This is a genomic window from Leptospira ilyithenensis, assembly GCF_004771005.1.
GTDB classification, from domain to species: domain Bacteria; phylum Spirochaetota; class Leptospiria; order Leptospirales; family Leptospiraceae; genus Leptospira_A; species Leptospira_A ilyithenensis.
Window position 1 is genome coordinate 19,704 of record NZ_RQHV01000014.1, and the last position, 24,378, is coordinate 44,081.

Below are 24,378 nucleotides of genomic sequence, written 5' to 3' on the forward strand. Positions count from 1 at the left end.
CTTCCTTTTTGGCAATGAGAACATAATTTTTTTAAGTTTGCTCCCAAATCCTTAAAAAATGGGTAGGGCGGGCAAAAATCTCCCCCATTGTGGGCATTAATCATGATTCTTTCTCGAATCGCCAAAAAACTCACCCGTTCCAATGGAATCCAAAGCCTGATGGAAGACTTAGGCTCTGCCTGGTCGGGAAGTACGGAAAATATAGCCTTCCTAGGCGGAGGCAATCCTACACGTATCCCGGAAGCGGAAACAATCTACCGCAAGTCCGTGGAATCCATCCTAACATCCGGGAAGTCACTGGAATCGTTGTTAGGGGACTATACCTCTCCCGTCGGGTCGGATGAAACACGCCAATTGACTGCTGAGTATTTGGGAAAATTTTTCGGTACAACTTTGCAAGGAAATCAAATCGCATTCTTCAACGGTAGCCAGAATGCCTATTCCTTTCTATTGAATTCCTTTTCGGGAACGATGGAAGACGGTAGCTTCAAGAGAATCCTCCTTCCCGTTATACCAGAGTACATCGGTTATGCGGATCAGACATGGGAAGAGGATGTTTTTTTTGCCAATCTGCCGATAATAGAAAACATAGGTCCGAATCGTTTTCGCTATAAGTTGAACAAAGAAAACATTGCCTGGGAAACGATCGGTTGCATCGCACTCTCCCGCCCGACCAATCCTACGGGAAATGTAATGGACATGGAAGATCTGGAATGGCTGTATCAAGAGTCCCGAAAAAACGATCTTCCGCTTCTCATCGACCTGGCCTACGGAAACCCCTTCCCCAATCTGATCGGGCAAAAAGAGCCAATCCAATGGAAACCGGGAATGGTTCTTTCCCTTAGTTTTTCCAAAGTAGGTCTACCTGGTGTTAGGTTAGGAATTATCATTGCAGACACTGAAATCATTTCCGTGCTCTCTTCTTTTGCGGCGGTGGGAAATTTAGCAGTAGGAAACTGGGGGCAGGCTCTGGCAAAGTCTTTTTGGAAAGAAGATACTCTCATTGGAATTTCCAACCACATCTTACGTCCGTATTACGGAAATAAGCTACAGATTGCCTTGGAGATCATTGAAGAAATTTTTGCAAAATACAAAGTTCAATATACAATTCATGAACCGGAAGGCGGATTTTTTCTATGGATTCATTTTCCAAATCTGCCGATCAGTAATATAGAACTCTATCAAACCTGTAAGAAGGAAAATGTTTATATTGTGTCGGGACATTATTTCTTTCCGGGCCTAAAGACCCAATTTTCACACACGGAAGAATGCATACGTTTGACATATTGCAGAGACAGAAAAGAAATAGCTCGTGGGGCAGAAATCATCGCCCGGATTGTCTCCAGGACAGCAAAGTAAAAAATGGCAGAACAAGACTCACTCGATATCAGCACGGATAACCTTGCCGCTGACCCGGGATCAGGGGAAGACATAAAAGAAAGCGCTGCCGGTTCCTATATCCAATTATCCGATGCCATAGGATCTCTCTCCCCTACCGCCAGATGTATATTAGACGAACTTAAAGATTGGCACAAACGGATTGAAAAACACGGAAGCCGGGAAAAACACGCATCCTACTTGCTCACTCTTGACAAAATCCCGGAAGCTCTCGGCAAGTATACAAACCTAAGCGGACAATCCAAATCGGACGTTGGCATCTATCAGGCGTTAAGGCAGATTTTGGATCTGGATCATAGAGGACAAAACCGGGTTGCCTATGCCTATCCTTATCTGATCCGCACGGGAAGTAAAATCGCAAGCAAAATCGCACTCATTGCGCCTCAAAAAGAAAACAAAACGGATACCATTCCTTATCGTCAGGCATGTTTTAATTTTTCCCAAGAATTGGTGAAAATGCTTCTGGAAAACCGTGGAAAAAAAGGCCGCAACTGGGATGAACAAAATCCCGGTATGCTGCTTATGCAAAAAAACAAAGAAGGACAATTGTGGCTTTATCCCAAGTTAGGTTGTCTGGAATCGGAAGTTTCCTCTCTGGTCAGAAAAGGTTTCGGAAATGTTCCTTATATTCCTATGACTGATTTTTTGCAGGACTTTGTAGATTATGCAAAAAACGAAAACCTCGCCTTAGCGATATTAAATGACTACCATATCGTCATAGACGAATTGGAGATTCATGCGGACGGAAGTTTCAAAAAATTACCGGAAGCAGTGAACCAGATTTTGGCCCAATTGGACGGTTTGGAAACATTTACAAAAGAACATTTGGTTCGAATCGCAAAAGAAAACAACTACCGGGCTTTTTTAGAAAGATATGACGGATATTTCTCGGAACCGAAACCTACAACAAACGAAGAAAAAATGAATCCTGAAGAAAGGGTGAAAAATTTCCTTTCGATCATTGAAACTTTTCCTTACCCTACTGACAAAGGCAATCTAGGCCTCGCCGTCAAAGAAACCGTAGAGTTATCCTGCAAAATCCTGAAACGGCTTATCGAAGAAAAAGGTTCCGTATTACATAGAAAAGACGATAATATCTATTCTTCATTGAAACAAGCCGTGATGGCGAAGATCCCCGCACATACAAAAAACAATCACACTCTATTGAAAATCGATTTTGAAGAAGAAGTCGAAACAGCAGGAATTACATCCGAAGAGAAAGCCAAAGAATACGTCAAACGCCTGAAAGACGATGTTCTATCCGATTTTTCCTATTATGAAGAAAGAAACGCTTCCGGCCAGGTGAATTACTATGTAGTGGATCATGGATATATGGCGGCTGTGATTCACAAATTATCCTTTGAAGGCAGATCCAATCCCGAACTCAAAAAACAATTGGAGTTCGCAAAGATTATCAATCATCGGCTCTCCAATCCGAAACATCCCGAACTCAACGGAAAATTAAAACCGGACTCCATCGGAAAGATGAATGTGGAAGTCCGCAATATGGAACACGAAGAAGAAGAACGTGCCAAGTCGGAAGAGATGAAAAGCCGTTTTAATGTTGTGGCAGGAGTTTTGACTTTCGTAGTATCAACGTTAATCTTTGTTACCGCAGCGTATTATTTGAAATCCGCCGTGCCGATTTTCTTCGGAGTTCCCTTTTCGATAGCAACAGGATTCTTTTTAGCCATCTTTTTCCGGGAAAAAACAGCTCAGGAAATTCGGGAAGATATCAAAAACTCAGGCAAGTTTCCCGGGCTTACTTCTACGGATTGGGGCAAACCATCTCATGTTGTTTCCTCTTCCGGGTCTTCTTCCCTATCGGGAGGAGGAGATGATGATTCTTCAGGAACTACAAAAGAGAAAGAAGAAAAGTTGGCACATATTGTCAAAGCAGCGGACAATTTCGTATTCCCTAAAAAATTCAACAAGATCGTTGAAAAGGTTTTGGATCCCAAGTCCTTAAAAAAACGAATCTACGAAAACCTCGACAATATCAAACGCAATAACATGACTTTGGCGAAAGAAAAGGATGATGATAAGGTTGCATCGACAGTAGAATATGCGGTATTACAATCCGTCTCTACCATCCAGATTCCTCCTGACATCGTAGTATCGGATCAACTTGCCACTCTAATCATCAATCGGAATGATATGAAGTCCGCACTCTTTCGCAGCCAGCTTGCTGACTATTACAGAGAAGAGATGAACAAAAAGAAATTCGATAAAAAACTGGTGAAGTATTATACTTTTCTAATCAATACCTTGGAGATGGAGTATTACAAGTATTTGCCGAAGAAACGAGTTTAAAAGTTCGAGCCGGCAAAAATCAATATTGACAAAGTGCCTACCGTAGCACTTACAGAATTAGTAAACTAATCTGCAATTTCAACTATACTCTCGCCGGATTTTAAGATTGCGAAAGCTTTTTCTAAAGTTTTCTTTAATAGTATCTTCATTGATTCATTTGAAGTATTACCCGATCGGATCCAAATGATTTTCGGCGGAGAACCGTATCGGCTGAGTAAATCAATAAAATCACTATCTTTACTCATGATAATGACTTCTTGCTTGCTTCTTGCAGCAAAAAACATTTCTTTGTCGGTTTTTTAAGAAAACCTAACTCCCTCAAGCTGAGAACTTCCATCTTAAATTCAACGGTGATCCAATTCACCAATTTGGGCGAAAGTTGTGCATCTAACCAAATCATCAACTAGCTAAAACAACAGCATGATCAATCTTCATTGATGCGTATTGAAGACAGGCTTTCAAATCCTCCGGTTCTAAATCTGGCATTTCTTGTAAAATCTGTTCATGAGAAAGTCCATTTGAAAATAAGTCCAGAATATCGATTAATCGAATCCGCATCCCGCGAATACAAGGTTTCCCACCGCAAATATCAGGATTTATAGTAATTCTGGATGAAAGATTCATTTTTAATACCTAAACAATACTATTCAAAAGATGAAAACGATTTCAATTAGAATATTTATTGAAAATTTCAACTTTTCCGCAATTTCATTTCCGCATCCCCGAAACAGCCTATCTCATCACTCCCATTCAATCAAACGAACCACATCTTTCAAACAATCATCCCTCACCAAACCGTCGTTTTTGATTGCGGGCAGTCCTGAAAACCAGCTTCCGTTTGGATAACGCAAATCAATCCAGTAGGAGTAAAGAGTCGCTGTTCCGTTATTGTTTTTGATTTCCAAATTCAATAATTTTAAATCGGCAAGACCAGACTCTTTATAATAACTCTCTCCGGAACGGGCACGTATCCGGATTTTTTTCGGCATAGCTTCGAAACTGATTCCTTTCTTTTCTTCTTTTTTCTGTTTCAACTCCCAAGTTTCGATACGAATGGATTCGATCTCTTCCATCTTCAATTTTTTTTTGTATTCGATCCCTTCCCGAACATGAGTGAATTGGATTCCTTCGGTTAAGATTGTCCCTTCTCCCCGAACGGTTCTTCCGTCACATAAAGTTAGGTTTTGTACAACTGTTTTTTGTTCCTTAGTGTCTCCTCTTGCGTCACGATCCTCTTTTTTTTCGGACCCGACCACATTGGGAAGATTCGGTTCTTTGGGAAGTTTAGGTTGGGCAGTGAGTGACAAAGACAGGGAAAAGAAAAGAAAGACTCGAAAAAGGTTCTGGGCGATCATAATTTGGTGTTTATCCATGGATGAATTCTTACAAGCAAGCTTTCAAGCATTTCCTCTTCCCGTTTTGATTTTGGTCATCATCGTCTCCATCCTATTTTTAGGCAAAGCGGCGGATGTCCTTGTTGATGAAGCGGTTTCCCTTTCGGCCAGGTGGGGTGTCCCTAAAATGATCATCGGCGCTACGATCGTAAGCCTCGGGACAACCCTCCCCGAAGTCTCCGTATCCGTCCTGGCCGCTCTGGAAGGAAATCCGGGGATTGCCCTGGGGAATGCAGTCGGTTCCATCATTTGCGATACGGGGCTCATCCTCGGGATTGCCATTCTGATTTCACCACCTAGCATCGATAAGAGGCTTGTGAACCGACAAGGTTGGATTCAAGTAGGTTCGGGGTTTTTATTATTCTTTTTCGCTTTACCTTGGGAAAACGTTACTTCCGCTTTTCAACAAGGCGGGCGGATCACGCAAAGCACCGGATTTCTTTTTCTAATACTACTGGCGGCTTATATTTACATCAGTATCAAATGGTCCCGTTCCAAACCGGGAGAAGCCGAAGCCGGGCTTGATGATATTTCGGAAAGAGAAGATTCCGCTCCTTTGTGGCAAGTATTACTCAAGTTAGCTGTTGCCATCGGAGTGGTAATCTTATCTTCCAAGGTGCTCATCCCTTCCGTCCAGGAAACTGCCATCCGTTTGTCAATCCCGGAGTCCATCATCGGTGCCACACTCGTCGCATTTGGAACTTCTTTGCCGGAACTGGTCACTGCAATCCAAGCCTCCAGGCGTGGACATTCCGAACTCGCGGTGGGAAATATCATCGGAGCGGACATATTGAACGTTCTATTCGTATCGGGAGCGGCGGCGGCTGTCACTTCCACGGGACTGGAAGCACCGAAAAACTTTTTTCAGTTTTTCTTTCCGGCAATGCTCATCGTTCTTGTGATATTCCGCGTAGGAATCGCCTTCTCCAAAGATACAATCAAACGACCGTTTGGTGTATTTCTGGTATTGATCTATGTTGCCGTAACTATCGCCGGATATTATTTCAAAGAATAGAAATCCAATGGGCGCCTCTTCCTAGAGGCGTCGTATTCCTCTCTCTTAAAAACTCCTTCTCACGATCTTTTTCTTTTTTCCAATCGGCAAACCCGATTGTTCTTTCATCACTTCTTTCCGCAGGATAATGAATCCATCCTTTGTCTTTTGCAATCTCTTCCCAAAGAATGGGATTTGCTCCGTCGTTCAGTAAATTTTTTCCGCCTGAATTATCAAACTGCAAAGGATGATCAAATACATGGATTTCCCTATTTTGAGAAAGTGCACTCATCGCCGTGGAAAGAGTTCCCGATTTGGAGCCCGATTCCATTATATAAACATGGAGAGACAGGCCGGAAATCACACGATTTCTTTTGGGAAAAGTCCATCTGGCCGGTTCCGTCTTTAACACAAATTCGGTGACGAGGCATGAACTCGGATCTTGTTTGACTCTTTTATAAAGATCCCGATTTCCGGGAGGATATTCCTGGTCCATGCACGTTCCGAGCACTCCTAAAACGGGAATACCCAAATCCAAAGCGGAAACAAATGCTTCGCGATCAATGCCTAACGCCATCCCGGAAACGATCGTAAGATCAGTATGTTCCGATTTTAATTTTTCCACGACAAGTCTTGTCGCCAAACGGGAAACAGGAGACACTTTTCTGGTTCCTACGACGGAAACGAGATTTTTCTTTAAGACTTCTTTGTTGCCCCTGACGGCAAGAACCAAAGGAGGGTCGTAAATTTCTTTCAGATACCTGGGGTATCCTGAATCGTAGATGGATACCAATTGAATGTCTTTGTTCGTTTCGGAATGAATCCATACACAACATTCATCTAATATTTGTTTGATGGTATCCCGACCAGCCAAGGAGAGGATCGCTTTTGACAAACCGTTCAAATCATCCGAGTCTTTCCATAATTTGTGCTTATGACAAAAGCCGCTGATCTTCGGGTGAGAAAAAAATACAATTGGGAACACTCACTAAGAGGTCAAAAATTGGTATTTTGGCCCCTTAATTTTTCCAAATTTTTCAAAACATTCTGGTAGGAAAGATTTTTCTCCAACGGTTCCCGAATGGCACCGCTCGTTTTCATCTCTTCCAAAATGGATTTGAGACGAATGTATTCGTTTTGTGCCTGGGACGATTTTCCTGTTTGATAAAGGAAGTTTGCTTTGGCAAATCTGGCCGGAACATTATAAGGTTCCTTTTGCAAAACCAGATCCAATAACTGAAACGCAGTGTCCACCTCATCATAACCGGCATTAGTTTTTCCGGACCAATTCTCTCCTTTGATGGAAGAATCGAAATAAATAAGTGCGAGTTGAAATGGAAATCGGGTATCGTCTTTATCCAAACGGGACAATTGTTTGAGAAGTTGGATGGCCCTCGCTCTTCTGGTCGGTTCCCATCCCATATCCTTGGAGGCGTTTCCGAAAGCAAGAGCAGATTCAAATAACAACTGCTTATCGAGCTTTCCCAGCTCCATTGCTTTTTCAAAATAAGGGAGCGCCGATTCGAAGTTATGAATTTCATAACCTTTATTTTCCGTTTGCGCAATGATCGCTTCTTCATAATACTTGGCTCCCACTTCAAAGGAACCCGCCCTCATATAGGCGCGCGCAATCTTCCAGGAAAGGGCTCCTGCCTGATTGGTTTTTTGTACCATCTTGCGAATTCGTTTATCAAGTTCTTCAATCTCGGCTTCTTCCAGAGCCAATTTCTCTTTCCAATTTACGATGTCCGATTCGCTGGGAGGTTTTGCAAATTTCTGCTTCTCCCACTTGGATTTGGTAAGATCTTTCAGTTGGTCACAGGAAGTAAGGGAAATGCCAAACATTAGAAAAATAAAAATACGAAAGTAAGAGGTTTTGTTTTTGAAAACTCCGGAAACCATGATTTGCACTAATTTATTTTCCATATTTCCTTAGTTCCTATTGGAAAGCCAAAATCCCGCTTTTTTTTGGCTCTTTAGTTCGAATTTAGTTTATTTCTTATGCCTGGCTAGAAAAAAATGAGATTATGTCTCATGGAATCCGGGTTCTCTCGGAGGAAGATCTGCCTTTGCTTTCGGACTTGGAGAAACAATGTTTCCCCGGAGAAGAATGGACTTCCAAAATGCTCGCTTCCCATCTGGAGTATCACCAAGCATTTGTTTGGGAAGAAAATTCCGTCGTATCTTATGCGCTGGTCTGCGAAACTCCCTGGGAAGTTGAAATTTTCAGAATCGCCACCCTGCCCACCTATCAGAGAAAAGGTGCCGCATTTAAATTTTTGGAATCCATTTTGAAACGATTTGCCACAAAAGATTTTTTTCTGGAAGTAAAAGAGTCCAATTTGCCAGCACTCTTCTTATATGAAAAATCAGGATTTTCCATCCTGGAAAAACGAAAAAATTATTATCCCGACGGATCTACCGCAATCATTATGTTAAGGAAAAAAGAATTATGAAAAATGCCTATGTTACAGGTGCCTCTCAAGGAATCGGAAAAGAATTCGTTCGGGCTTTGGCACAAGATTATAATGTATTCTTAATCTCACGTTCCGCCGCAGACTTAAACAAAGCCATTGTGGAAATAGAACCGAGAAGCAGAGGAATGTTAAAAGCAATCTCTTTGGATCTCACTAAAAAAAAGGAACAGGAAGAACTCGCCTCCATTCTGGAAAAAGACAAAGACTTCGAACTTTTGGTAAATAATGCAGGATTCGGAACCGTAGGTGAATTTGCAGGGCTTGACTTAGAACAAGAGTTAGATGAAATCAACCTGAACGTAAAGGCACTTGTTCTTTTAAGTCATAAGGCTTTAAATAAATTCAAAAAAACGGGAAAAGGTTTCTTGATCAACGTTGCCTCCGTCGCAGGTTATCTGCCGGCTCCGGGTAGCGCAACTTATGCGGCGACAAAAGCATTTGTAAAATCATTTACGGAAAGTCTTCACGAAGAGGCAAAACCTTACGGGATTTATGTGCAAGCCTTGTGTCCGGGTCTCACTCATTCGGATTTTCACCAAAGGGCAGGAATAGAAAAATCAAAATATCCTTCCCTACTTTGGCAAAATGCAAACGAAGTTGTAGAAGAATCCCTTTCCGCACTTCGCTATAATAAAGCGGTGTGTATCACAGGGGTAGTCAATCAAGGTGCAATCAGTCTAACAGAGCTTATGCCAAGGGCACTGCTTCGGAAAACGGCAGGGCTGTTTCTCAAATTTGACAGGAAATAAAAGATGGATATTGCAAAAGTTGATTCCTGGTATAGAAAGAGTTTGGTGTTTTTTTCCATTATTGCCGGTGGATTCCAAGTGTATCTGCCCGACAATATTTGGATTGATGCCTGTTTTGTGATCCTTATGGCGGGAGTGGTAGGTTATTTTACCAATTTTCTCGCAATTAAAATGTTGTTTCAGCCTAAAGCGGGTAAGGTGCTCGGTTGGGAAGGACTCGTTCCCAAAAACAAACCGAAGATCGCAAAATCGTTAGGAGAAAGTATTCAAAACAATCTACTGCACCCTGACATCATTCTCTCTTATATCTATGAGAGAAACCTGGTGGAATCAGGTGTGCAAAAAATAGTCAAAGAAATCGACGAAGCCATTCACAACGATGAAATCCGGGAGATGTTGGTAACAAAGATCATTACCATATTGAAAGAGAGAGGTCCCGAGATATTGGAAGTTATCTTTGATTTTTCGGAGGAGACCATTAAAAAGATGGCTTCGCGGCCGGAAGAAATTCAAAAGCTCTGGGTCTACACCCGCAACAAGCTGATGGATTACCTCAACGAACAAACCAATCGGGAAGAGATCGGAAACCAACTGCGTGTTGTACTGCTGGAAGAGATGCCGAGACTTGCAAATCTTTTGAATGAAGGTTTGGAAGATTATCTTAAAACCAGAAACACTCTCGGTAAAATCGGAATCGGAGTGAAAAAAATATTCTCATTCAATGACGAAGCTATTCAGGAATTACTCGAAAGATTTGTGCAAGATCCCGAAACATCGGATCAATTTATGGGAATGATGGATGAAGTTATGGCAAGATTGCAGGAAAGATTGGATTCAAAAGAAACCCAAGACTTCATCACAGGAAAAATTTCCGATTGGCTGTCAGCAAGCGGTGATTATGCGAGACAAAACCTATTGCCGAACGGTATCGAAAGACTTCAGTCTTATTTGGATGACCCTAGCAATTGGGAAGAAATCGAAAAGAATTTCTTCCGTGCTGTGGATTGGATCAAAAACAGACTTGTGGAATTTATGAACAGCGAAGAAGGAAAGATTTATCTAAAGAAAAATATAGAGAAATTCGTCCACAAAATCAATGTTACCGCACTTGTGGAAGAACGAGTGATGGAATTGGACACGGATGATCTGGAAAAGATGATTTTGGACAATACGGGCGGAAACCTGGTCGTCATTCAATTCTTAGGCGGGATCCTGGGTATGATTGCGGGACTCGTTCAGGTTCATATCTACTTTGGGATACCCGTAGGGGCGCTTGTTGGGATCACGTACATTGCCCATTACAGAAATAAGCGGAAACAGGAGAAGGTTGCGGAATAACAGGGGTTTGATACACGAACGGGTGACAAGGATTTGAGATAAAACGTTGTGCGGATATAAAAAAGGAACCTCTATGAGATCCCTTTTTATTAAGTTTCTAAAAATTTGCTTAATTACCTTTGTGAACTACACTTACATTGTCTTTTTCAAATAGAGTGACTTTTCCTGATTTTGAAATCATTGTATATGTATCGACCGCTTGGATTACACGAACGTTGGTATATACGTCGCTCTTCTTCGTAACAAGAGTATCCTGAAATTTCATTTCATCGTCTCCAGCCTCAGGCATCAATTTCATAGCAACGATCTCATCATTTCTGCTCAAAGCTGCCAGATAATCTTGTGTAGTAAGACTCAGAATATCTTTTTTGGAATATGTAATCAAATTGATCCATAGAAACGGAATATTCACCAACCAGGAAAATCCCCATCTGGTTGTATCATATACTTTTGTATTAATAGTAACATAGTTCTTTTTGCCTTTATCATATCGAAAAGCTTTGTATTCTATATTATACCCGTCTTCTGTCCATGCAGGGATAAGCGCGGCTGTGAAATACCAAGTAAGATAAGTCCAAATAATACCTAATCCACCAAACGATTTTTCTTTGATAAAAATCTCAACAAAGAGAGGATCTTGACCTTTCTCTTTTTCAGTATAATCTAACATAGAATAATGCTCTAGCGCAGTAGAAAAAAGGTCAGTTGAATCAATTCCTTGTCTAACAGCAGTTTTTAAATCTGCATTGGTGGTAGCTACGTTGTAATGAAGAGGGAATTTTTTACCTGCTGGTTTCTTAATGGAAATTTGTGCTGGATCCGGTTCTCCGGTGTACCACATAATACAAGATTGGGATAAAAATCCACCAATGACCAAAACCATCATTAGGGAAAACTTAGAAAAGGTTCTCTTAACCGAAAGTAATTCGGAATTTTTTTTAAATATCATTTTATTTGCCGACTCCTATAAAATATATACAATCGTTAGATTCACGGTAATTTTACAAGTGAATTCGGCTTTGGATGAAGATTTTGAGAAATACAGCACCTGTTACAGGATGCAACAAAAACATGTGTTTGCCAAAAAACTCGTGTTAAATAAAATATTTTCTTTTTCTTTTTTGGGAATGGAAAACAAAATCCTTTCTAAAAAACTAATTTCATCAGGATTTATCCTAAAAATTTAAGGAATTTACAAACAAGTGGAGTGAAGAGGTCAGCTTCGATATCCCAGACGAGACAGTAACCACTTGAACAAGGGATACATATCTCGGCCAGAACGGATGGATCTGCTTAATGATCGGTGTTAAATACTACTTCTAATCCTCAATCACACTCATGGAGTATTCGGAAATAGCCTCTCTTCTTTTATCCGCATAATCCTTGTGAAACCATAGGTCCTGGATGGTTTTGGCGCTTTTTTTATTGCCGATGGTGATCTTTGTCATACACTCATCCACGGCAAACTTCATCGCTTCTTTTCCCGTCTCTCCCAAACCTTTGTTACGTTTTTTGCGAGTGATCTCAGACCCGGTTTTGTTCACTTTTATGACCAATTTGTCATAATCCGAATCATCAATACAGAAAACCGTTTCCTTTTTGGCATCTTTCCATTTCACATCCACTTCATAAAGAGGGGCGGAGGAAATATTGATAAAACCTATTTCATACAGCTCAGGCCAATATTCGTAAAAGAAAGACAACATCAAAGAACGAATCGCATAACCGTCAAAATCCGCATCCGTAATGATACTGATTTTATCATAATGCAATTCATCGATCGACTTCACCTTTCCATCCAAAGGAAGACCGCAGATCGCAACGATGTTTTTTAACTCTTCGTTTTGCATCGCTTTGGCGAGAGACATGCCCTTACAGTTCAAAGGTTTTCCACGAAGAGGAAACAAACCGTGAAGTTTAGGATTTCTGGCAGGACGAAGGCCGGCAATCGCAGAGTCCCCTTCCGCAACAAACAGCACCCTACCTACATCATTTGGTTTTCCCGTAGGCGGCATAAGTTTAGGGATATTATTTCTTGAAGCTTTTCTAAGGCCTTTCTGCGCGTCTTCCAATTGTTTCAATTGGGTTCTGCGCTCCATTACCATTTTTACTTCTTCCACAAGACCGGTTTTTTTCAAAAGTTTATCCAAATGTTTATCAACGGCCTTGCGAATATCTTCGTTCAAGTCATTGATCAGATAGGATTTGTCTTGGGATTTAAAACGAGGGTTGAGAATGCGCAAATTCACGTACATGTGAAAGCAACTTCTCACATCATTACGCGTACATTGTGTATTTAGTTTTTTCTCCAGGGATATGATTTGTGATTTTTTGCGAATCTCATCACAAAGTCTGTTTTCCAAATATTCAATCGCGGAACCGCCTTGCGGGCAGAAGATGGAGTTCACCCAAGTAAGGGTCTTGTTCTGGCCGACCACCGCGTATGTATCCATATTGATCTGCGAAGCGGAAGTTTTGTCAGTATAATCCAGTTTATAGTAGATCATCTCGGAATTGCTGAAAATCTCATCAAAACCTTTTTTGAATTTATACTTTTCTTTGCCGGATTTATGAATGAAAACAACTTCCAAACCGGGATTGGACATGGCAATATCCTGCAAATACTGTTTCACCAAATCAATATTAAATGAAACATCCAGATTATTGAAATAGGCCGGATTCAATTCAAACTCTACAGTCGTTCCGTGATCTTCTTTCTTTGCAGCTTCAATCACTGCATTCATGCCCGCTTTTTCGGAAGGAACCTTCAATTGTTTGATTTGTTCCGGGGCCAGACTCGGGCAATCGGTAAAATTCCCATGCTCGTCAAAATATAGAAAAGTTCTTTCCTGATCGTCTTTAGGAAGCTTGAAAGCACGGATTACTTTTTTTACGTCTTCAGTGATGGTAAAAGTCTTTTTATACGCCTTACTATTGTTAACTGTTTTTACACGAAAGAAAGAAGATACCATTCTTACAAGAGAAATACCCACACCGTTTTGACCCGCAACATGGTCTTCTTTGACTTTATCGTCAAAGTTTTCACCGTACATCAAATGGAGATACACACCTTCCGCGTTGTCCGCAGGAATCCCGCGGCCGTTGTCCTGAATGGTAACCCGTTTTCTATCATTGGAAAGCTGAACAATCAATTTGTTCATCTTGTCCTTTTCCTGGATGGATTTATCGTTTAGGTTTTTACGATATTCATCCACACAGTTCATACAAGACTCATCCAAACATTTAATCTTTGCCGGGATATCCGAAAGTTCTTCGTGTGTGATATCGTATTTTCCTGCGCTGTCTTTTGTAAAAAAATGCTGTTCGAATGTGGACAATGAGTTCTGCCCGAGCCACATCCCCGTACGCATACGAACGTGTTCTACGTTCGATAGTTTTTTAAAATTACGCGAGTTAGATGATGCTGATTTGTCTTGTTTTGTTTGTGCCATATATTATTTCGGATCCCACTTCGCTTTCAATTCGTCGAGTTCCACAGTCATAAATCCGGTGAGTTTTTTATCATCTTTTTGAAGAGCAGTATACTCGGTAAATTGTGTCTTTGCTTCCACAATCGCTTCTTCACATTTGCGAACTTCGTCCAAAGTCATTCTGTAAACGGGAATCGTGGACAACCATTCGAAGTAAATGAATTTTGCCGTTTTCAATTTGTCTTCGAAATCCTTTTTAGATTTGATACCGGTTACCTTTTCGTTCCATCTTTCTTTGATAAAACGAATGAGTTCCGAGTTTCTGTCGATTTTTTCCTTTTCAAGACCGGCCAAACGCTTGAATCTCCGTATAAGGTGTGTTTTGCGAAAATCACAGAATCGTTTTATGATCTCTTCGGGAGTATGATTTTTTAATTTTCCCTCGTGAGTGATTACGTTGATGGTGAGAACTTCGTTATTTTCCTTGGAAAACAGCGCTTTTATCTCTGCATCACTCGGCTCTTCGCCTTTTTTGGCAATGAGCTCTATCTTAAAAGTCTGGCTGGAATGATCGACGTAGTCCTTTAGCCAATTGTCTTTTTTCTCAATCAGATCATCCAGATAAACAATCACCTTTTCACGGTTCCAGTTCATTGGCGAGTCGGTTAAAAACAACTTACCATCTTCTTTTTTGAAAGCGAATGTTGTGGACATGACAACGGAACCGTTGTCATTTTTGGATAATTTAACCTCTCCCTTGTAACCTTTGTACCAAGGAGTTACCTTTTTTACTTTGCCGGTTTTTAAATAAGAAACTTGAGAATCAATAATATCACTGAGTTTATGAGCGGGGATAAAACAACGAAATCCCGTGGCAATACCTTGGATATTATTCAGTAGTACGACGGGAACTTTTCCTACGAAATGAATCGGTTCGTCTTCCGTTTCATCGTAGTTTTTTGCATAATCAATATCAGGAAGACTCTCAAAAAAGCCCAAATCCTTGGCAAAATCGGATAATTTCACTTCCGTATAACGGGGGCTGGCGATTGCGCTCGGGTCTAAAACGTCCCCGAATGTTCCCTCGCCGCTAACGAGAGGATAGTTGTTCGCAAATGCAAAATCCTGCGCCATTTGGGAAAGAGCATCTTGGATGGACTTGTCTCCGTGAGGGTGATACCCCATCGCAAGACCCGCCACTTTTACCGTTTTTGTATGCCTTGTGCGTGCGTCGGAATTCCACATTGCCCAAAGAATTCGTCGTTGAACAGGCTTTAGACCATCAATTTCTTGCGGAATAGCGCGTGAATCACAGACGTAACGGGAGTATTTTCTCTGGTCGTCGTGGACTTGTTCTTCAAAGGGGCGTTTGGGAAATTGATCTTCGCTCTTCATGATACCAAATGACAGAGGGAAGGGGTGAATTGACTTGTCAAGCCGTTTTCCCATTTTAGACTGGCAAAGTAGCCTCTACTATGTCACCCAAACCCCGAGTAAAACCCTATTTTTATTGGTCTATTTGCAGTTTGACTTTTTTTCTATTTTGGGGGTGCAATTTCGTAAACTTAAGTCTGAAAAACCGCTCCCAGCCTGATTTTTCGGCTCCGGTACTTTACACAAAAAACCCCAAAAAACCCAACCCGAAATTCTTTGCGGACGGCTCTTCCACCTACTACTTTTTAGAGGCGGAACCTTCTAAAAAAGCGGGTTTGGCAGCCAAATGGGAGATCGGTTTTTTCATTTATGAGAAAGATTTCCTGTCTTCTCTCAAAGACAATTTCAATAAAGAAACGTTTTTTACATATAAACTCACATGGAAAAGGTGGATTGGCAAATTGGACTCCGTTTCAAATCAAACTTCCCTTAAAGTGAATTACAACTCTATTGAGTTAGGTGAAGTAGAGGCAAATTCACTGTCCGAATTATTGAATCTGGCAAGAACCGCTCCGGTCAAAAAATCAAACACAAACGAATACGATGTGTTTGCCATTCAAACCGATTTTGCATGGTATGCGGAAGAAGGTATGACAGGAAACGACGGAACGCTCTATATTTGGAAGGACGAACAGGGTTCCAATACGAACTTTTCTTCTTCCACTTCCAAGGAAAAGGAACCGTTCAAATTTTCTTCCACAAACTACGATTATACGAGAAACAGATTCGAAGCACTTCCGAACGATCTGAACAAACTTTTTTATAAAACAATCTATTCGGATTCCAAAACCGAAATTTTCTTTGTTCCGCCCTTTGCCAACAACTCCGCTTCCAAAGCCAAAGAACCTGTAGGGTTCACAAAGATTGGCAATTTTTTATTAAAAGAGGATATGAAATGACCGAAGTTCGTACACGATTTGCCCCTTCTCCCTCAGGTTTTCTACATGTAGGAGGAGCTAGGACCGCATTATTCAATTATCTGTATGCGAAGGCAATGAAGGGTAAGTTTATCTTACGAGTGGAAGACACTGATCAAGACAGATCCACGGAAGCTTCGTTTAAAATCATTCTGGAATCTTTAAAATGGTTGGGTATGGAATGGGATGAAGGTCCCGGAGTCGGCGGTCCTCACGGTCCTTATACCCAATCGGAACGACTGCACATCTACAAAGAATACACGGACAAACTGATTGGAGATCGCAAAGCCTATCGTTGTTTCTGCAGTTCCGAAGAATTGGAAGGTAAAAAGAAACAAGCCGAATCCATGGGCATTCCTTATCTGTATGACGGAAAATGTTCCGAGCTGACGGAAGAAGAAATTCAAAATAATCTTTCTAAGAAAGCACCTTACACGGTTCGGTTCCGCACTCCCAACAAAATCGTAATAGTTGACGATATGATTCAGGGAAAGGTGAAATTCGAATCGAAACTCATCGGAGATTTTATCCTGGTCAAGTCGGACGGATTTCCTTCCTACAACTATGCAGTTGTGATCGACGACGCCTTAATGCAAATTACACATGTTATCCGGGGAGTCGGTCATTTATCAAATACTCCGCGTCAGATTCTGATTTTCGAAGCATTCGGATTTCCTCTCCCCAGATTTGCACACGCAAGCGAGATCGTAGGAAGCGACGGGAAAAAATTATCAAAAAGAGCAGGAGCTACATCGGTTCTCGCCTTTCGGGAATTAGGTTATCTCTCGGAAACTTTGCGGAACTATATGGCTCTTCTAGGATGGACTTCTCCCGACGGAAAGGAATACATGGAAGACTCCGAACTTTGTTCCGTATTCGATATTGAAAGATGTTCCAAGTCTCCCGCCACATTCGATGTTTTCAAAAAACTGAAAGAAGAAGAAAAAGAGACTGTCGACTTTAATAAGTTAGATGCCGCAGGTCTTTCCGATTATTTAAATCCGAAATCAAAACTGAACTGGATGTCGAACAAACTGATCCGCGACGTTCCTATCGAAAGACTGGGAAAAGAGATGGAACCTTTTCTTGCAGATGCAAAGATCCCGAACGAATACAAATCAGGAACTCATCCCACCCTAGTTTCCATTTTGGATTCGGTGAGAGTCTATCTGGACCGATTGATTCAGGCACCACCTTATATCGAAGAGTTTTTTCTGGAAGATCTCGGGTTTGAAAACGATGAGGCGAAGTCACTTCTTTTGGAAGGCAATGGAACCATCGTTGCCAAAACTTTTTACGAACAAATCCTTTCTGCAAACCCGACTTCCCCCGACCAGTACAAAGAGATTATGTCCGGGACAGGTGAAAAAACCGCTGAAAAAGGCAGGACTCTGTTTATGCCGATCCGTTCGATTACTACCGGAAAATCGCATGGGCTGGAACTTCCGATTCTATTTACCCTCCTGGGAAAGGAAAAATTGCAAAAGAGAATGGAGATTCTTGCAAAGGTAGCAAATATTACCTTAAACTAGGTCTATTTTTTGCGTTACAAAAAAAAATACTTTGAATCTTTCTAGTTTTTATGTTTTTTTCTAGGAAAATTCGTTGTATCCTATAGAAAAAGGCAGTCGTAAATAAAGAACGTGAGCGAAATCCAAGAAAAAGAACATTTTGTAATGAGCCCATCCCTCGGGTCCTATGCTATGTTTTTGCCACCTGATATGGCTTCAGTGAAGTCTTTCAGAAAGGAACTTCGCAAATCTTTAACGGAAAACCATTTCTCCCTCGAAAACATCATGCAGATCGAGCTTGCTGCTGATGAGGCACTTACCAATTCCGTAGCGGCGAATGTTTGCAATTGCAGTGATGAAACCATCATCTGTCGTTGGAGGATCAACGGTTCCAAATTCACCCTTTATGTCCTGGATTACGGATCCGGTCTCAAAGCGGAGGAAGAAGAAGAAGAGGCGGAAAAAGCCTTCACCTCAAATCCCTGTCTTGCCACCTTCATCGGAAATGTAATCAATCACCAGACCAAGAAACCCGCCCTCCTTCCTTACAACGGTCAAAATCAAAAACACAAGAATATGGGAAAAGGCTTGAAAATTATCAATGCTATGATGGACTCCGTTAAGGTAATGTTTCACGGAGAAGGCGAAGTGGAAGAAGTTCCACGAGGTTTTAAGGTGATGGGATCCATTCTTACACTCGAATACGATAGCGCCAAACATCTATAATTTGATTTTACATATTAATACCTCCCGCGAATGGCGCGGAGGAGAACAACAATTATACTACCTAGCCCAAGGGCTAAACCAAAACAAAATCGAACAACTGATTGTTTGCCAGCCGAACTCTCCTCTCTTCGAAAGATGCACTGACGCCGGATTTCCGTGTTATCCCCTGGAGATGAAAGGGGAATGGGATAGAAAAGCCGTCAAAGCGATCCGAAACATTTGTTCGGAAAAAAAAATCAAACTGATTCACACCCATACGGCACATGCGCATAGTTTGGCGGTATTTGCAAAAAGAAATACTTTGAACATTCCTTTGGTAGTATCCAGACGAGTAGACTTCAAACCGGGAAGCAGTATTTTTTCCCGATGGAAATACGGACATTCCGCTAACGACTATTATCTGCCAGTATCTCAAGCCATCAAAAAAGTCATGATAGAAGCGGGAATCAGCCCGGAAAAACTAATCACAGTGTACTCGGGGATCGATCTGAAACGATTCTCCAAATTGCCATCCGGGGAAACCATTCGGGAAGAATTTTCCATTCCAAAAAAAACAATCATCATCGGAAATATTGCAGCACTCGTTGATCATAAGGATCAGGAGACTTTGATTCGGGCAGTTGAAAAAATGAAAACCCAAGTCCCTTTCAAAGTCCTGATTGTAGGAGAAGGCAAACTTGAGAAAAAGCTGAAAACTTTATCGAAAGAACTAGGTCTGGAAGACAAAATTGTTTTCACAGGACACAGAACCGACATCCTCGCCTTATTTTCGTTATTCGATATTTTCACATTGACTTCCAAAGAAGAAGGTCTCGGCACATCCGTATTGGATGCGATGGCATCGTCTCTCCCGGTCGTGGCAACCACGGGCGGCGGGATTGGGGAAATGTTAACGGAAGGTAAAGGTGCCTTTTTATCTCAGGTAGGAGACAGCGCATCTCTTGCAAAATCATTTGATTCCCTGGTAGAATCCGAATCCTTACGAACCGGTTTCGGAGCTTTCAACAAACTGGCTGTGAAACGATTTTCTTGTACGGAGACCTCCGAAAAAACAAAACTCATTTACTATTCCTTACTAGGTGATTCTCTGTTCGGGAAGGATAATTATGAATCGTCTACTCATCATTGACGGACATGCCTTAGCATTCCGAGCTTATTTCGCCTTTGCCGCATCGAACCTTACCAATTCCAAGACAGGCCTGCCCAGCGGCGCCGTATTCGGTTTCTGGAGGATGTTATTCAAGCTTCTCCAAGATGAAAAAGTATCCCATATCGCTTTTACCTTTGATCCCGGCACACGTCTTCATAGAAATGATATGTATGAAGCTTATAAGGCGCAACGCAAGCCTATGCCCGAGGATCTAAGACCTCAGCTCAAAGAAATATACAAGATGATAGAAACTCTGGAATTCCCCATGTATAAAATGGACGGAATCGAAGCGGATGACATCATCGGTTCCCTCTGTAAAAAATTTGCGAAAGATTTTGACGAAATAGTCATCCTGTCCAGCGACAAAGATCTTTATCAGGTCCTTGACAAAAACATACTCATGTTACGTGGGAAAAAGGGAGTTTCCGAGTTTGAAAAGATAGATCCCAAGTGGGTGAAAGAAAATATTGGAATCACAAGAGAACAAGTCACCGACTATATGGGAATCTTGGGAGACGCTTCGGACAATATCCCCGGGATCAAAGGAATCGGTGACAAAGGGGCAAAAACCCTGATCCAGGAATACGGAAGTCTGGAAGAAATTTACAAAAACCTGGACAATATCAAAAACAAAAATCTTGCCGAAAAGTTAACAGCTAACAAAGAAAATGCGTTTTTGTCCAGAAAACTTGCAACAATCGTCACCAATCTCAAATTAGAGATCAAAAAATCGGATCTCAAAGTTCCCAATTACTTTGATCCTGCAAAAGTTCAGTTTTTCAAAGACGAAGGTTATAATGTACTTCACCGTGATCTTGCCAAACTAGCAGGGATTAAACTGGAAGACGCTCCCGCTCCTGCTGCAAAAAAAAGCAAAAAGAAAGGAGAGGAAGCTCAGGAAGAAGTAACACCCGCCGCACCTAAAAATCTAAAGTATATCAGAATCAAGACCATTGATGAATTGAAAAAGATCCTAAGCAAGATCGATCCGAAAAAACCGATCTCGGTAGATACGGAAACAACATCACAAGATCCGATGCTCGCGGAAATTTTGGGAGTGTCCTTTACTCAAAAGGAAGGAGAAGGATACTATATTGCTTTAGCACATTCCGAATCCATCTATTCCCACTTACTCCCGGGCCCTGCGGAGGCTTTGGCTTTGTTCAAACCGATTTTGGAAGATCCGAAACTTTCCAAAATCGGACAAAATATAAAATATGATGTTTTGGTTTTCAGAAATTACGGAATCCAAGTCAAGGGGATCGAGTTTGATACTATGCTCGCTTCCTACATTCTCACTCCGGGAGAAAGACGCCATAATATGGATGATATGGCAACGGATTATCTCAATTACAAAACGATCACCTATGATGAATTAGTTGGAACAGGTAAAAAGAAACAAAATCTATACGACATAGATCCTGATCGTGTTTCCGAATACGCCTGCGAAGATGCGGACATCACTCTGCGGCTTTACCATGTTCTGGAAAAGAAACTGGAAGGCACATCCGAAAAAATCTTCAAAGATGTGGAAATGCCTTTGATCGACGTCTTGGGTGAGATGGAATTCACCGGTGTCAGTGTTGAAAAAGAATACTTCGAAGGTCTATCTACTGTTTTTGAGAAAAAAATCCTGGAACATGAAAAGAACATTCATTTTTATGCAGGAAGACAATTCAATATCAACTCCACCAAAGAGCTGCAAGTTGTTCTATTTGAAGACTTGCGTTTGCCTGCGGAGAAAAAGACGCAAACAGGATTTTCCACGGATCATTCGGTTTTGGAGTCTTTGCAAGGAAGTCATCCCATCATAGATGATTTGCTCGCCATTCGTAAATTTTCCAAACTGAAAAGCACATACTCCGACAGTTTACCTACTTTGATCAATCCGAAGACGGGGCGCATTCATACCAGCTATAACCAAACGATTGCCGCCACAGGAAGATTGTCGTCGACTAACCCCAATTTGCAAAACATCCCTATCAAAGACGAGGAAGGACGTCTTCTTCGAAAAGGTTTTTTTCCGGGCAAAGGTTTGGAAATTCTTTCTCTCGACTATAGCCAGATCGAACTTAGAATTATGGCGCATTTTTCCAATGACCCTCAAATGATCGACGCTTATCAATCCGGTGCGGACATTCATAGGAGAACGGCTGCAGGTCTTTTCGGTGTGAAGGAAAAAGATGTAACACCTGAAATGCGAAACAAAGCGAAAGTAGTGAACTTTTCCGTAATTTACGGAGTTACCTCCTTCGGTCTTTCCAACAACCTTCGAATTGCGCGTAAAGAAGCAAAAGAATTTATAGAACGGTATTTTGCCCAGTATACAGGGGTAAAAGAATATATGGAGTCTACCGTGGAGTTCTGCAAAAAGAACGGTTATGTGGAGACGTTGCTCGGTCGCCGTCGCTATCTGCCCGATATCAATTCCACACATAAGATGGCATCAGAAGCTGCAAAACGGGTTGCCATCAACTCACCCATCCAAGGGACTTCCGCCGATATGATCAAGCTTGCCATGTTAAAGATACATGATCATATTCAAAAAAAATCTTTGAAATCACGCATCATCTTACAGGTGCATGACGAATTGGTATTTGAAGTGGATAAAAAAGAAAAAGATGAGTTTTTTGCTTTTGCCAAAAAGGAAATGGAAGATGCTCTCCCTTTGAAAGTACCCGTAACGGTCGAAGGTAAGTTTGGTAAAAACTGGGACGAGGCGCATTGATAGGATCGTGAATATTACTCCCGCCCCTTCTTCTTTGCCAATAGAAGCGAAAAACATCTCCCTTGTTTTTAAGAGAAGAGAGACTTTATCTATGTTTGTTTGGGCGCCTCGCATCTTTTCCCATTTCCAACTTCCTTTCGTTAACCGACCGTGCTCTTCCGCGACTCCGCCTCTCGGCTTCGGTCCTTCGGACGACGACCTTCCGGTCGCCTCGCTCCGATCACTGCCGCAGGATCTATTTTTTTATAATCAAATGAAATTTATCTTCTCTTGAATATTGTTTTTTTGTAATTTAAAAGTCTTACAACTCACTTCTTTTAAATTTAATTGAATTATATACAGATGCTTATACACTCCTTACTGATTTGTTTTTCATTGCTTCTTTTTCATCTCATTTCTTGTTTACGATATAAAGAACTCATTCTGGAAAACCTGATCCTTAAAACCCAGCTTGCCGCTTACAAAAGAAAATACAAAGTCTTTCCTACAACTCCCTGGGAACGATGTAAACTGGTTATGCTTTCTTATCTAGGCCCGAATTGGAAATCTTCTCTTATACTCGTTACTCCGGATACTCTCATTTCCTGGAGAAAGAAAAAATGGAAACTTTTTTGGAATCTCCTTTCTTCCTCTAAAAAGTTAGGTAGACCTATGATCCAATGGGATCTGATCAAACTTACCAGGAGAATTGCGAAACAAAATCCCATCTGGGGTGCTACCAAAATTCATGGAACGATGATTAAACTAGGGTTTATAATCTCGGAAAAATCAGTTTCCAAATATATGAAAACTCTCCAGAGATCACCTAACACCAGGAAAAGGCTTGCTTGGAAAAACTTCTACGCTCTCCATGCAGATTCCATGATTGTCTCTGATCTATTTACAGTGTTCTCGTATAACTTCAGAGAAATATACAAAGTTATATTTTTTATGGATTTGGAAACGAGACAAATCCTTCATTTTGATATAACAGCCAAAACGTCCACCAGATGGGTCAGAAAAGTGATCAAAGTAGCACTTAGAAAAAAAGATCCGAAGAATATTTCTTATGTCCTCACTGATAATGATACCTTATTCGGGAAAAGATTCTCCCGCTACCTGGAAAGACTTGGCATCAAACATAAGAAAACAGCCGTTCGTTCCCCCTGGCAAAACGGTTATGCAGAAAGATTTGTCAAAACCTGTAAGGAAGAATTTTTGGATTATTTTATTCCACTGAATGAATATCATCTGCGGGTCAGACTGGAAGAGTTTATGCAGTTTTATAATCACAACAGAACTCATCTTGCTTTACAGAAAGATACTCCCGTATCTTCTCCTATCTTGCACAAACCCAGAGATGGAAACTATAAACTGCATTCACAGCCAGTATTAGGTGGACTCTATCATACCTATTCCTGGAAAAAAGCAGCTTAAAGCATATACCGCATTATATCTGTTTGGTTATACTGGAATTTAGATCCTTTTCGGGGGAGGGTCGGCTATGCCTATTTGGTTTTTTAAAGACCTATTTGCGCCGAAATTCCCGGAAATAATACGAACGAATCAGTTGAACTTTGCTATTTTCTCCGGAACTGTTCCATCGAACCATAATCCATTCAGTTTAGCGGACACTTTGTCCGCTATTGTAGTTTTTACGAGGGGCAGGTTAATCATAGCAACGGCTCCCATGGTATTGGATACCGAACCTATCGCATTAGATATTGTATTCGCTACTACTTTTACAGCTCCCGCCATCATTCCTACACCGGTTCCTATGATGCCTCCGGACAGTTTGTTCACGGCGTTAAAACTCTTTGCATACATATTCTCTATCGA

At 41.3% G+C, this 24,378-nt stretch carries 21 protein-coding genes; 12 read left to right on the plus strand and 9 right to left on the minus strand.

Translation table 11 applies throughout. The features are described from left to right. Nucleotides 1–102: 102 nt before the first annotated feature. On the plus strand, nt 103–1,359 hold the full coding sequence (locus EHS11_RS02635; protein WP_135762871.1) for a valine--pyruvate transaminase: 1,257 nt from the start codon (nt 103–105) through the stop codon (nt 1,357–1,359). A 3-nt stretch (nt 1,360–1,362) separates the two neighbouring features. After that, on the plus strand, nt 1,363–3,711 hold the full coding sequence (locus EHS11_RS02640) for a hypothetical protein (RefSeq protein WP_135762872.1): 2,349 nt from the start codon (nt 1,363–1,365) through the stop codon (nt 3,709–3,711). Nucleotides 3,712–3,776: 65 nt separating this feature from the next. Here EHS11_RS02640 and EHS11_RS19965 read toward each other — a convergent pair whose 3' ends face one another. The 3 genes from EHS11_RS19965 to EHS11_RS02655 form a co-directional block, all read right to left on the minus strand. Beyond that, complete coding sequence (locus tag EHS11_RS19965; RefSeq protein WP_210413611.1) at nt 3,777–3,995, minus strand: DUF5615 family PIN-like protein; 219 nt, start codon at nt 3,993–3,995, stop codon at nt 3,777–3,779. A gap of 115 nt (nt 3,996–4,110) precedes the next feature. Next, nucleotides 4,111–4,335, minus strand: a complete 225-nt coding sequence (locus EHS11_RS02650) for a DUF433 domain-containing protein (protein ID WP_135762873.1) — start codon at nt 4,333–4,335, stop codon at nt 4,111–4,113. A gap of 116 nt (nt 4,336–4,451) precedes the next feature. Next, the gene (locus tag EHS11_RS02655) at nt 4,452–5,084 is read right to left on the minus strand and encodes a hypothetical protein (protein WP_135762874.1); all 633 of its coding nucleotides are present in this window, start codon (nt 5,082–5,084) and stop codon (nt 4,452–4,454) included. On the opposite strand from EHS11_RS02655, the gene EHS11_RS02660 reads away from it, so the two are divergent. Then, a complete protein-coding gene (locus EHS11_RS02660; RefSeq protein WP_135762875.1) occupies nt 5,083–6,120 on the plus strand; it encodes a sodium:calcium antiporter in 1,038 nt (345 codons plus the stop codon). The genes EHS11_RS02655 and EHS11_RS02660 overlap by 2 nt on opposite strands. Here EHS11_RS02660 and EHS11_RS02665 read toward each other — a convergent pair. Beyond that, nucleotides 6,110–7,084: a DNA-processing protein DprA gene (locus EHS11_RS02665; RefSeq protein ID WP_246047549.1), complete on the minus strand. Its 975-nt coding sequence runs from the start codon at nt 7,082–7,084 to the stop codon at nt 6,110–6,112. The genes EHS11_RS02660 and EHS11_RS02665 overlap by 11 nt on opposite strands. A gap of 11 nt (nt 7,085–7,095) precedes the next feature. Then, the gene (locus EHS11_RS02670) at nt 7,096–8,001 is read right to left on the minus strand and encodes a tetratricopeptide repeat protein (RefSeq protein WP_135762890.1); all 906 of its coding nucleotides are present in this window, start codon (nt 7,999–8,001) and stop codon (nt 7,096–7,098) included. Between the two features lie 125 nt (nt 8,002–8,126). On the opposite strand from EHS11_RS02670, the gene EHS11_RS02675 reads away from it, so the two are divergent. Genes EHS11_RS02675 through EHS11_RS02685 form a run of 3 tightly spaced genes read left to right on the plus strand, consistent with a single transcriptional unit; the run spans nt 8,127 to nt 10,663 of the window. Then, nucleotides 8,127–8,555 (plus strand): GNAT family N-acetyltransferase, encoded by a 429-nt coding sequence (locus EHS11_RS02675; RefSeq protein ID WP_135762876.1) that lies wholly within the window; start codon nt 8,127–8,129, stop codon nt 8,553–8,555. Further along, nucleotides 8,552–9,325: an SDR family NAD(P)-dependent oxidoreductase gene (locus EHS11_RS02680; RefSeq protein WP_135762877.1), complete on the plus strand. Its 774-nt coding sequence runs from the start codon at nt 8,552–8,554 to the stop codon at nt 9,323–9,325. The genes EHS11_RS02675 and EHS11_RS02680 overlap by 4 nt, the downstream gene beginning before the upstream one ends. A gap of 3 nt (nt 9,326–9,328) precedes the next feature. Further along, complete coding sequence (locus EHS11_RS02685; protein WP_135762878.1) at nt 9,329–10,663, plus strand: DUF445 family protein; 1,335 nt, start codon at nt 9,329–9,331, stop codon at nt 10,661–10,663. 109 nt (nt 10,664–10,772) lie between these two features. Here EHS11_RS02685 and EHS11_RS02690 read toward each other — a convergent pair whose 3' ends face one another. From EHS11_RS02690 to EHS11_RS02700, 3 genes are all read right to left on the minus strand, one after another. Then, nucleotides 10,773–11,612: a hypothetical protein gene (locus EHS11_RS02690; protein ID WP_135762879.1), complete on the minus strand. Its 840-nt coding sequence runs from the start codon at nt 11,610–11,612 to the stop codon at nt 10,773–10,775. A gap of 370 nt (nt 11,613–11,982) precedes the next feature. Further along, nucleotides 11,983–14,115 carry an ATP-binding protein gene (locus EHS11_RS02695; protein WP_135762880.1) on the minus strand — a complete coding sequence of 711 codons (2,133 nt, stop codon included), beginning with the start codon at nt 14,113–14,115 and terminating at the stop codon, nt 11,983–11,985. A gap of 3 nt (nt 14,116–14,118) precedes the next feature. Then, nucleotides 14,119–15,489: a DNA gyrase subunit A gene (locus tag EHS11_RS02700; protein WP_135762881.1), complete on the minus strand. Its 1,371-nt coding sequence runs from the start codon at nt 15,487–15,489 to the stop codon at nt 14,119–14,121. 80 nt (nt 15,490–15,569) lie between these two features. On the opposite strand from EHS11_RS02700, the gene EHS11_RS02705 reads away from it, so the two are divergent. From EHS11_RS02705 to EHS11_RS02730, 6 genes are all read left to right on the plus strand, one after another. Continuing rightward, complete coding sequence (locus tag EHS11_RS02705; RefSeq protein WP_135762882.1) at nt 15,570–16,427, plus strand: hypothetical protein; 858 nt, start codon at nt 15,570–15,572, stop codon at nt 16,425–16,427. Then, a complete protein-coding gene (gltX, locus tag EHS11_RS02710; protein ID WP_135762883.1) occupies nt 16,424–17,977 on the plus strand; it encodes a glutamate--tRNA ligase in 1,554 nt (517 codons plus the stop codon). Before EHS11_RS02705 ends, gltX begins: the two co-directional genes overlap by 4 nt. A gap of 171 nt (nt 17,978–18,148) precedes the next feature. Continuing rightward, a complete protein-coding gene (locus EHS11_RS02715; RefSeq protein WP_135762891.1) occupies nt 18,149–18,682 on the plus strand; it encodes an ATP-binding protein in 534 nt (177 codons plus the stop codon). Nucleotide 18,683: 1 nt separating this feature from the next. Then, the gene (locus tag EHS11_RS02720) at nt 18,684–19,811 is read left to right on the plus strand and encodes a glycosyltransferase (RefSeq protein ID WP_135762884.1); all 1,128 of its coding nucleotides are present in this window, start codon (nt 18,684–18,686) and stop codon (nt 19,809–19,811) included. Next, nucleotides 19,789–22,560, plus strand: coding sequence for a DNA polymerase I (polA, locus tag EHS11_RS02725; RefSeq protein WP_167884324.1), 2,772 nt, complete (start codon nt 19,789–19,791; stop codon nt 22,558–22,560). Before EHS11_RS02720 ends, polA begins: the two co-directional genes overlap by 23 nt. A gap of 342 nt (nt 22,561–22,902) precedes the next feature. Then, complete coding sequence (locus EHS11_RS02730) at nt 22,903–23,976, plus strand: integrase core domain-containing protein (protein WP_135762885.1); 1,074 nt, start codon at nt 22,903–22,905, stop codon at nt 23,974–23,976. 129 nt (nt 23,977–24,105) lie between these two features. Here the strand turns inward: EHS11_RS02730 and EHS11_RS02735 are convergent. Then, nucleotides 24,106–24,378: hypothetical protein (locus EHS11_RS02735; protein WP_210413612.1), on the minus strand; the 273-nt coding region annotated here is incomplete at its 5' end.

What these genes read in the sequence shown, in the direction of transcription:
- EHS11_RS02690 (WP_135762879.1), bottom strand. Translation starts at nt 11,612, where the DNA reads ATGATATTTAAAAAAAATTCCGAATTACTTTCGGTTAAGAGAACCTTT.
- EHS11_RS02670 (WP_135762890.1), bottom strand. Translation starts at nt 8,001, where the DNA reads ATGGTTTCCGGAGTTTTCAAAAACAAAACCTCTTACTTTCGTATTTTT.
- polA (WP_167884324.1), top strand. Translation starts at nt 19,789, where the DNA reads ATGAATCGTCTACTCATCATTGACGGACATGCCTTAGCATTCCGAGCT.
- EHS11_RS02695 (WP_135762880.1), bottom strand. Translation starts at nt 14,115, where the DNA reads ATGGCACAAACAAAACAAGACAAATCAGCATCATCTAACTCGCGTAAT.
- EHS11_RS02705 (WP_135762882.1), top strand. Translation starts at nt 15,570, where the DNA reads ATGTCACCCAAACCCCGAGTAAAACCCTATTTTTATTGGTCTATTTGC.
- EHS11_RS02640 (WP_135762872.1), top strand. Translation starts at nt 1,363, where the DNA reads ATGGCAGAACAAGACTCACTCGATATCAGCACGGATAACCTTGCCGCT.
- gltX (WP_135762883.1), top strand. Translation starts at nt 16,424, where the DNA reads ATGACCGAAGTTCGTACACGATTTGCCCCTTCTCCCTCAGGTTTTCTA.
- EHS11_RS02660 (WP_135762875.1), top strand. Translation starts at nt 5,083, where the DNA reads ATGGATGAATTCTTACAAGCAAGCTTTCAAGCATTTCCTCTTCCCGTT.
- EHS11_RS02655 (WP_135762874.1), bottom strand. Translation starts at nt 5,084, where the DNA reads ATGGATAAACACCAAATTATGATCGCCCAGAACCTTTTTCGAGTCTTT.
- EHS11_RS02685 (WP_135762878.1), top strand. Translation starts at nt 9,329, where the DNA reads ATGGATATTGCAAAAGTTGATTCCTGGTATAGAAAGAGTTTGGTGTTT.
- EHS11_RS02635 (WP_135762871.1), top strand. Translation starts at nt 103, where the DNA reads ATGATTCTTTCTCGAATCGCCAAAAAACTCACCCGTTCCAATGGAATC.
- EHS11_RS02675 (WP_135762876.1), top strand. Translation starts at nt 8,127, where the DNA reads ATGTCTCATGGAATCCGGGTTCTCTCGGAGGAAGATCTGCCTTTGCTT.
- EHS11_RS02715 (WP_135762891.1), top strand. Translation starts at nt 18,149, where the DNA reads ATGTTTTTGCCACCTGATATGGCTTCAGTGAAGTCTTTCAGAAAGGAA.
- EHS11_RS02730 (WP_135762885.1), top strand. Translation starts at nt 22,903, where the DNA reads ATGCTTATACACTCCTTACTGATTTGTTTTTCATTGCTTCTTTTTCAT.
- EHS11_RS19965 (WP_210413611.1), bottom strand. Translation starts at nt 3,995, where the DNA reads ATGTTTTTTGCTGCAAGAAGCAAGCAAGAAGTCATTATCATGAGTAAA.
- EHS11_RS02680 (WP_135762877.1), top strand. Translation starts at nt 8,552, where the DNA reads ATGAAAAATGCCTATGTTACAGGTGCCTCTCAAGGAATCGGAAAAGAA.
- EHS11_RS02650 (WP_135762873.1), bottom strand. Translation starts at nt 4,335, where the DNA reads ATGAATCTTTCATCCAGAATTACTATAAATCCTGATATTTGCGGTGGG.
- EHS11_RS02700 (WP_135762881.1), bottom strand. Translation starts at nt 15,489, where the DNA reads ATGAAGAGCGAAGATCAATTTCCCAAACGCCCCTTTGAAGAACAAGTC.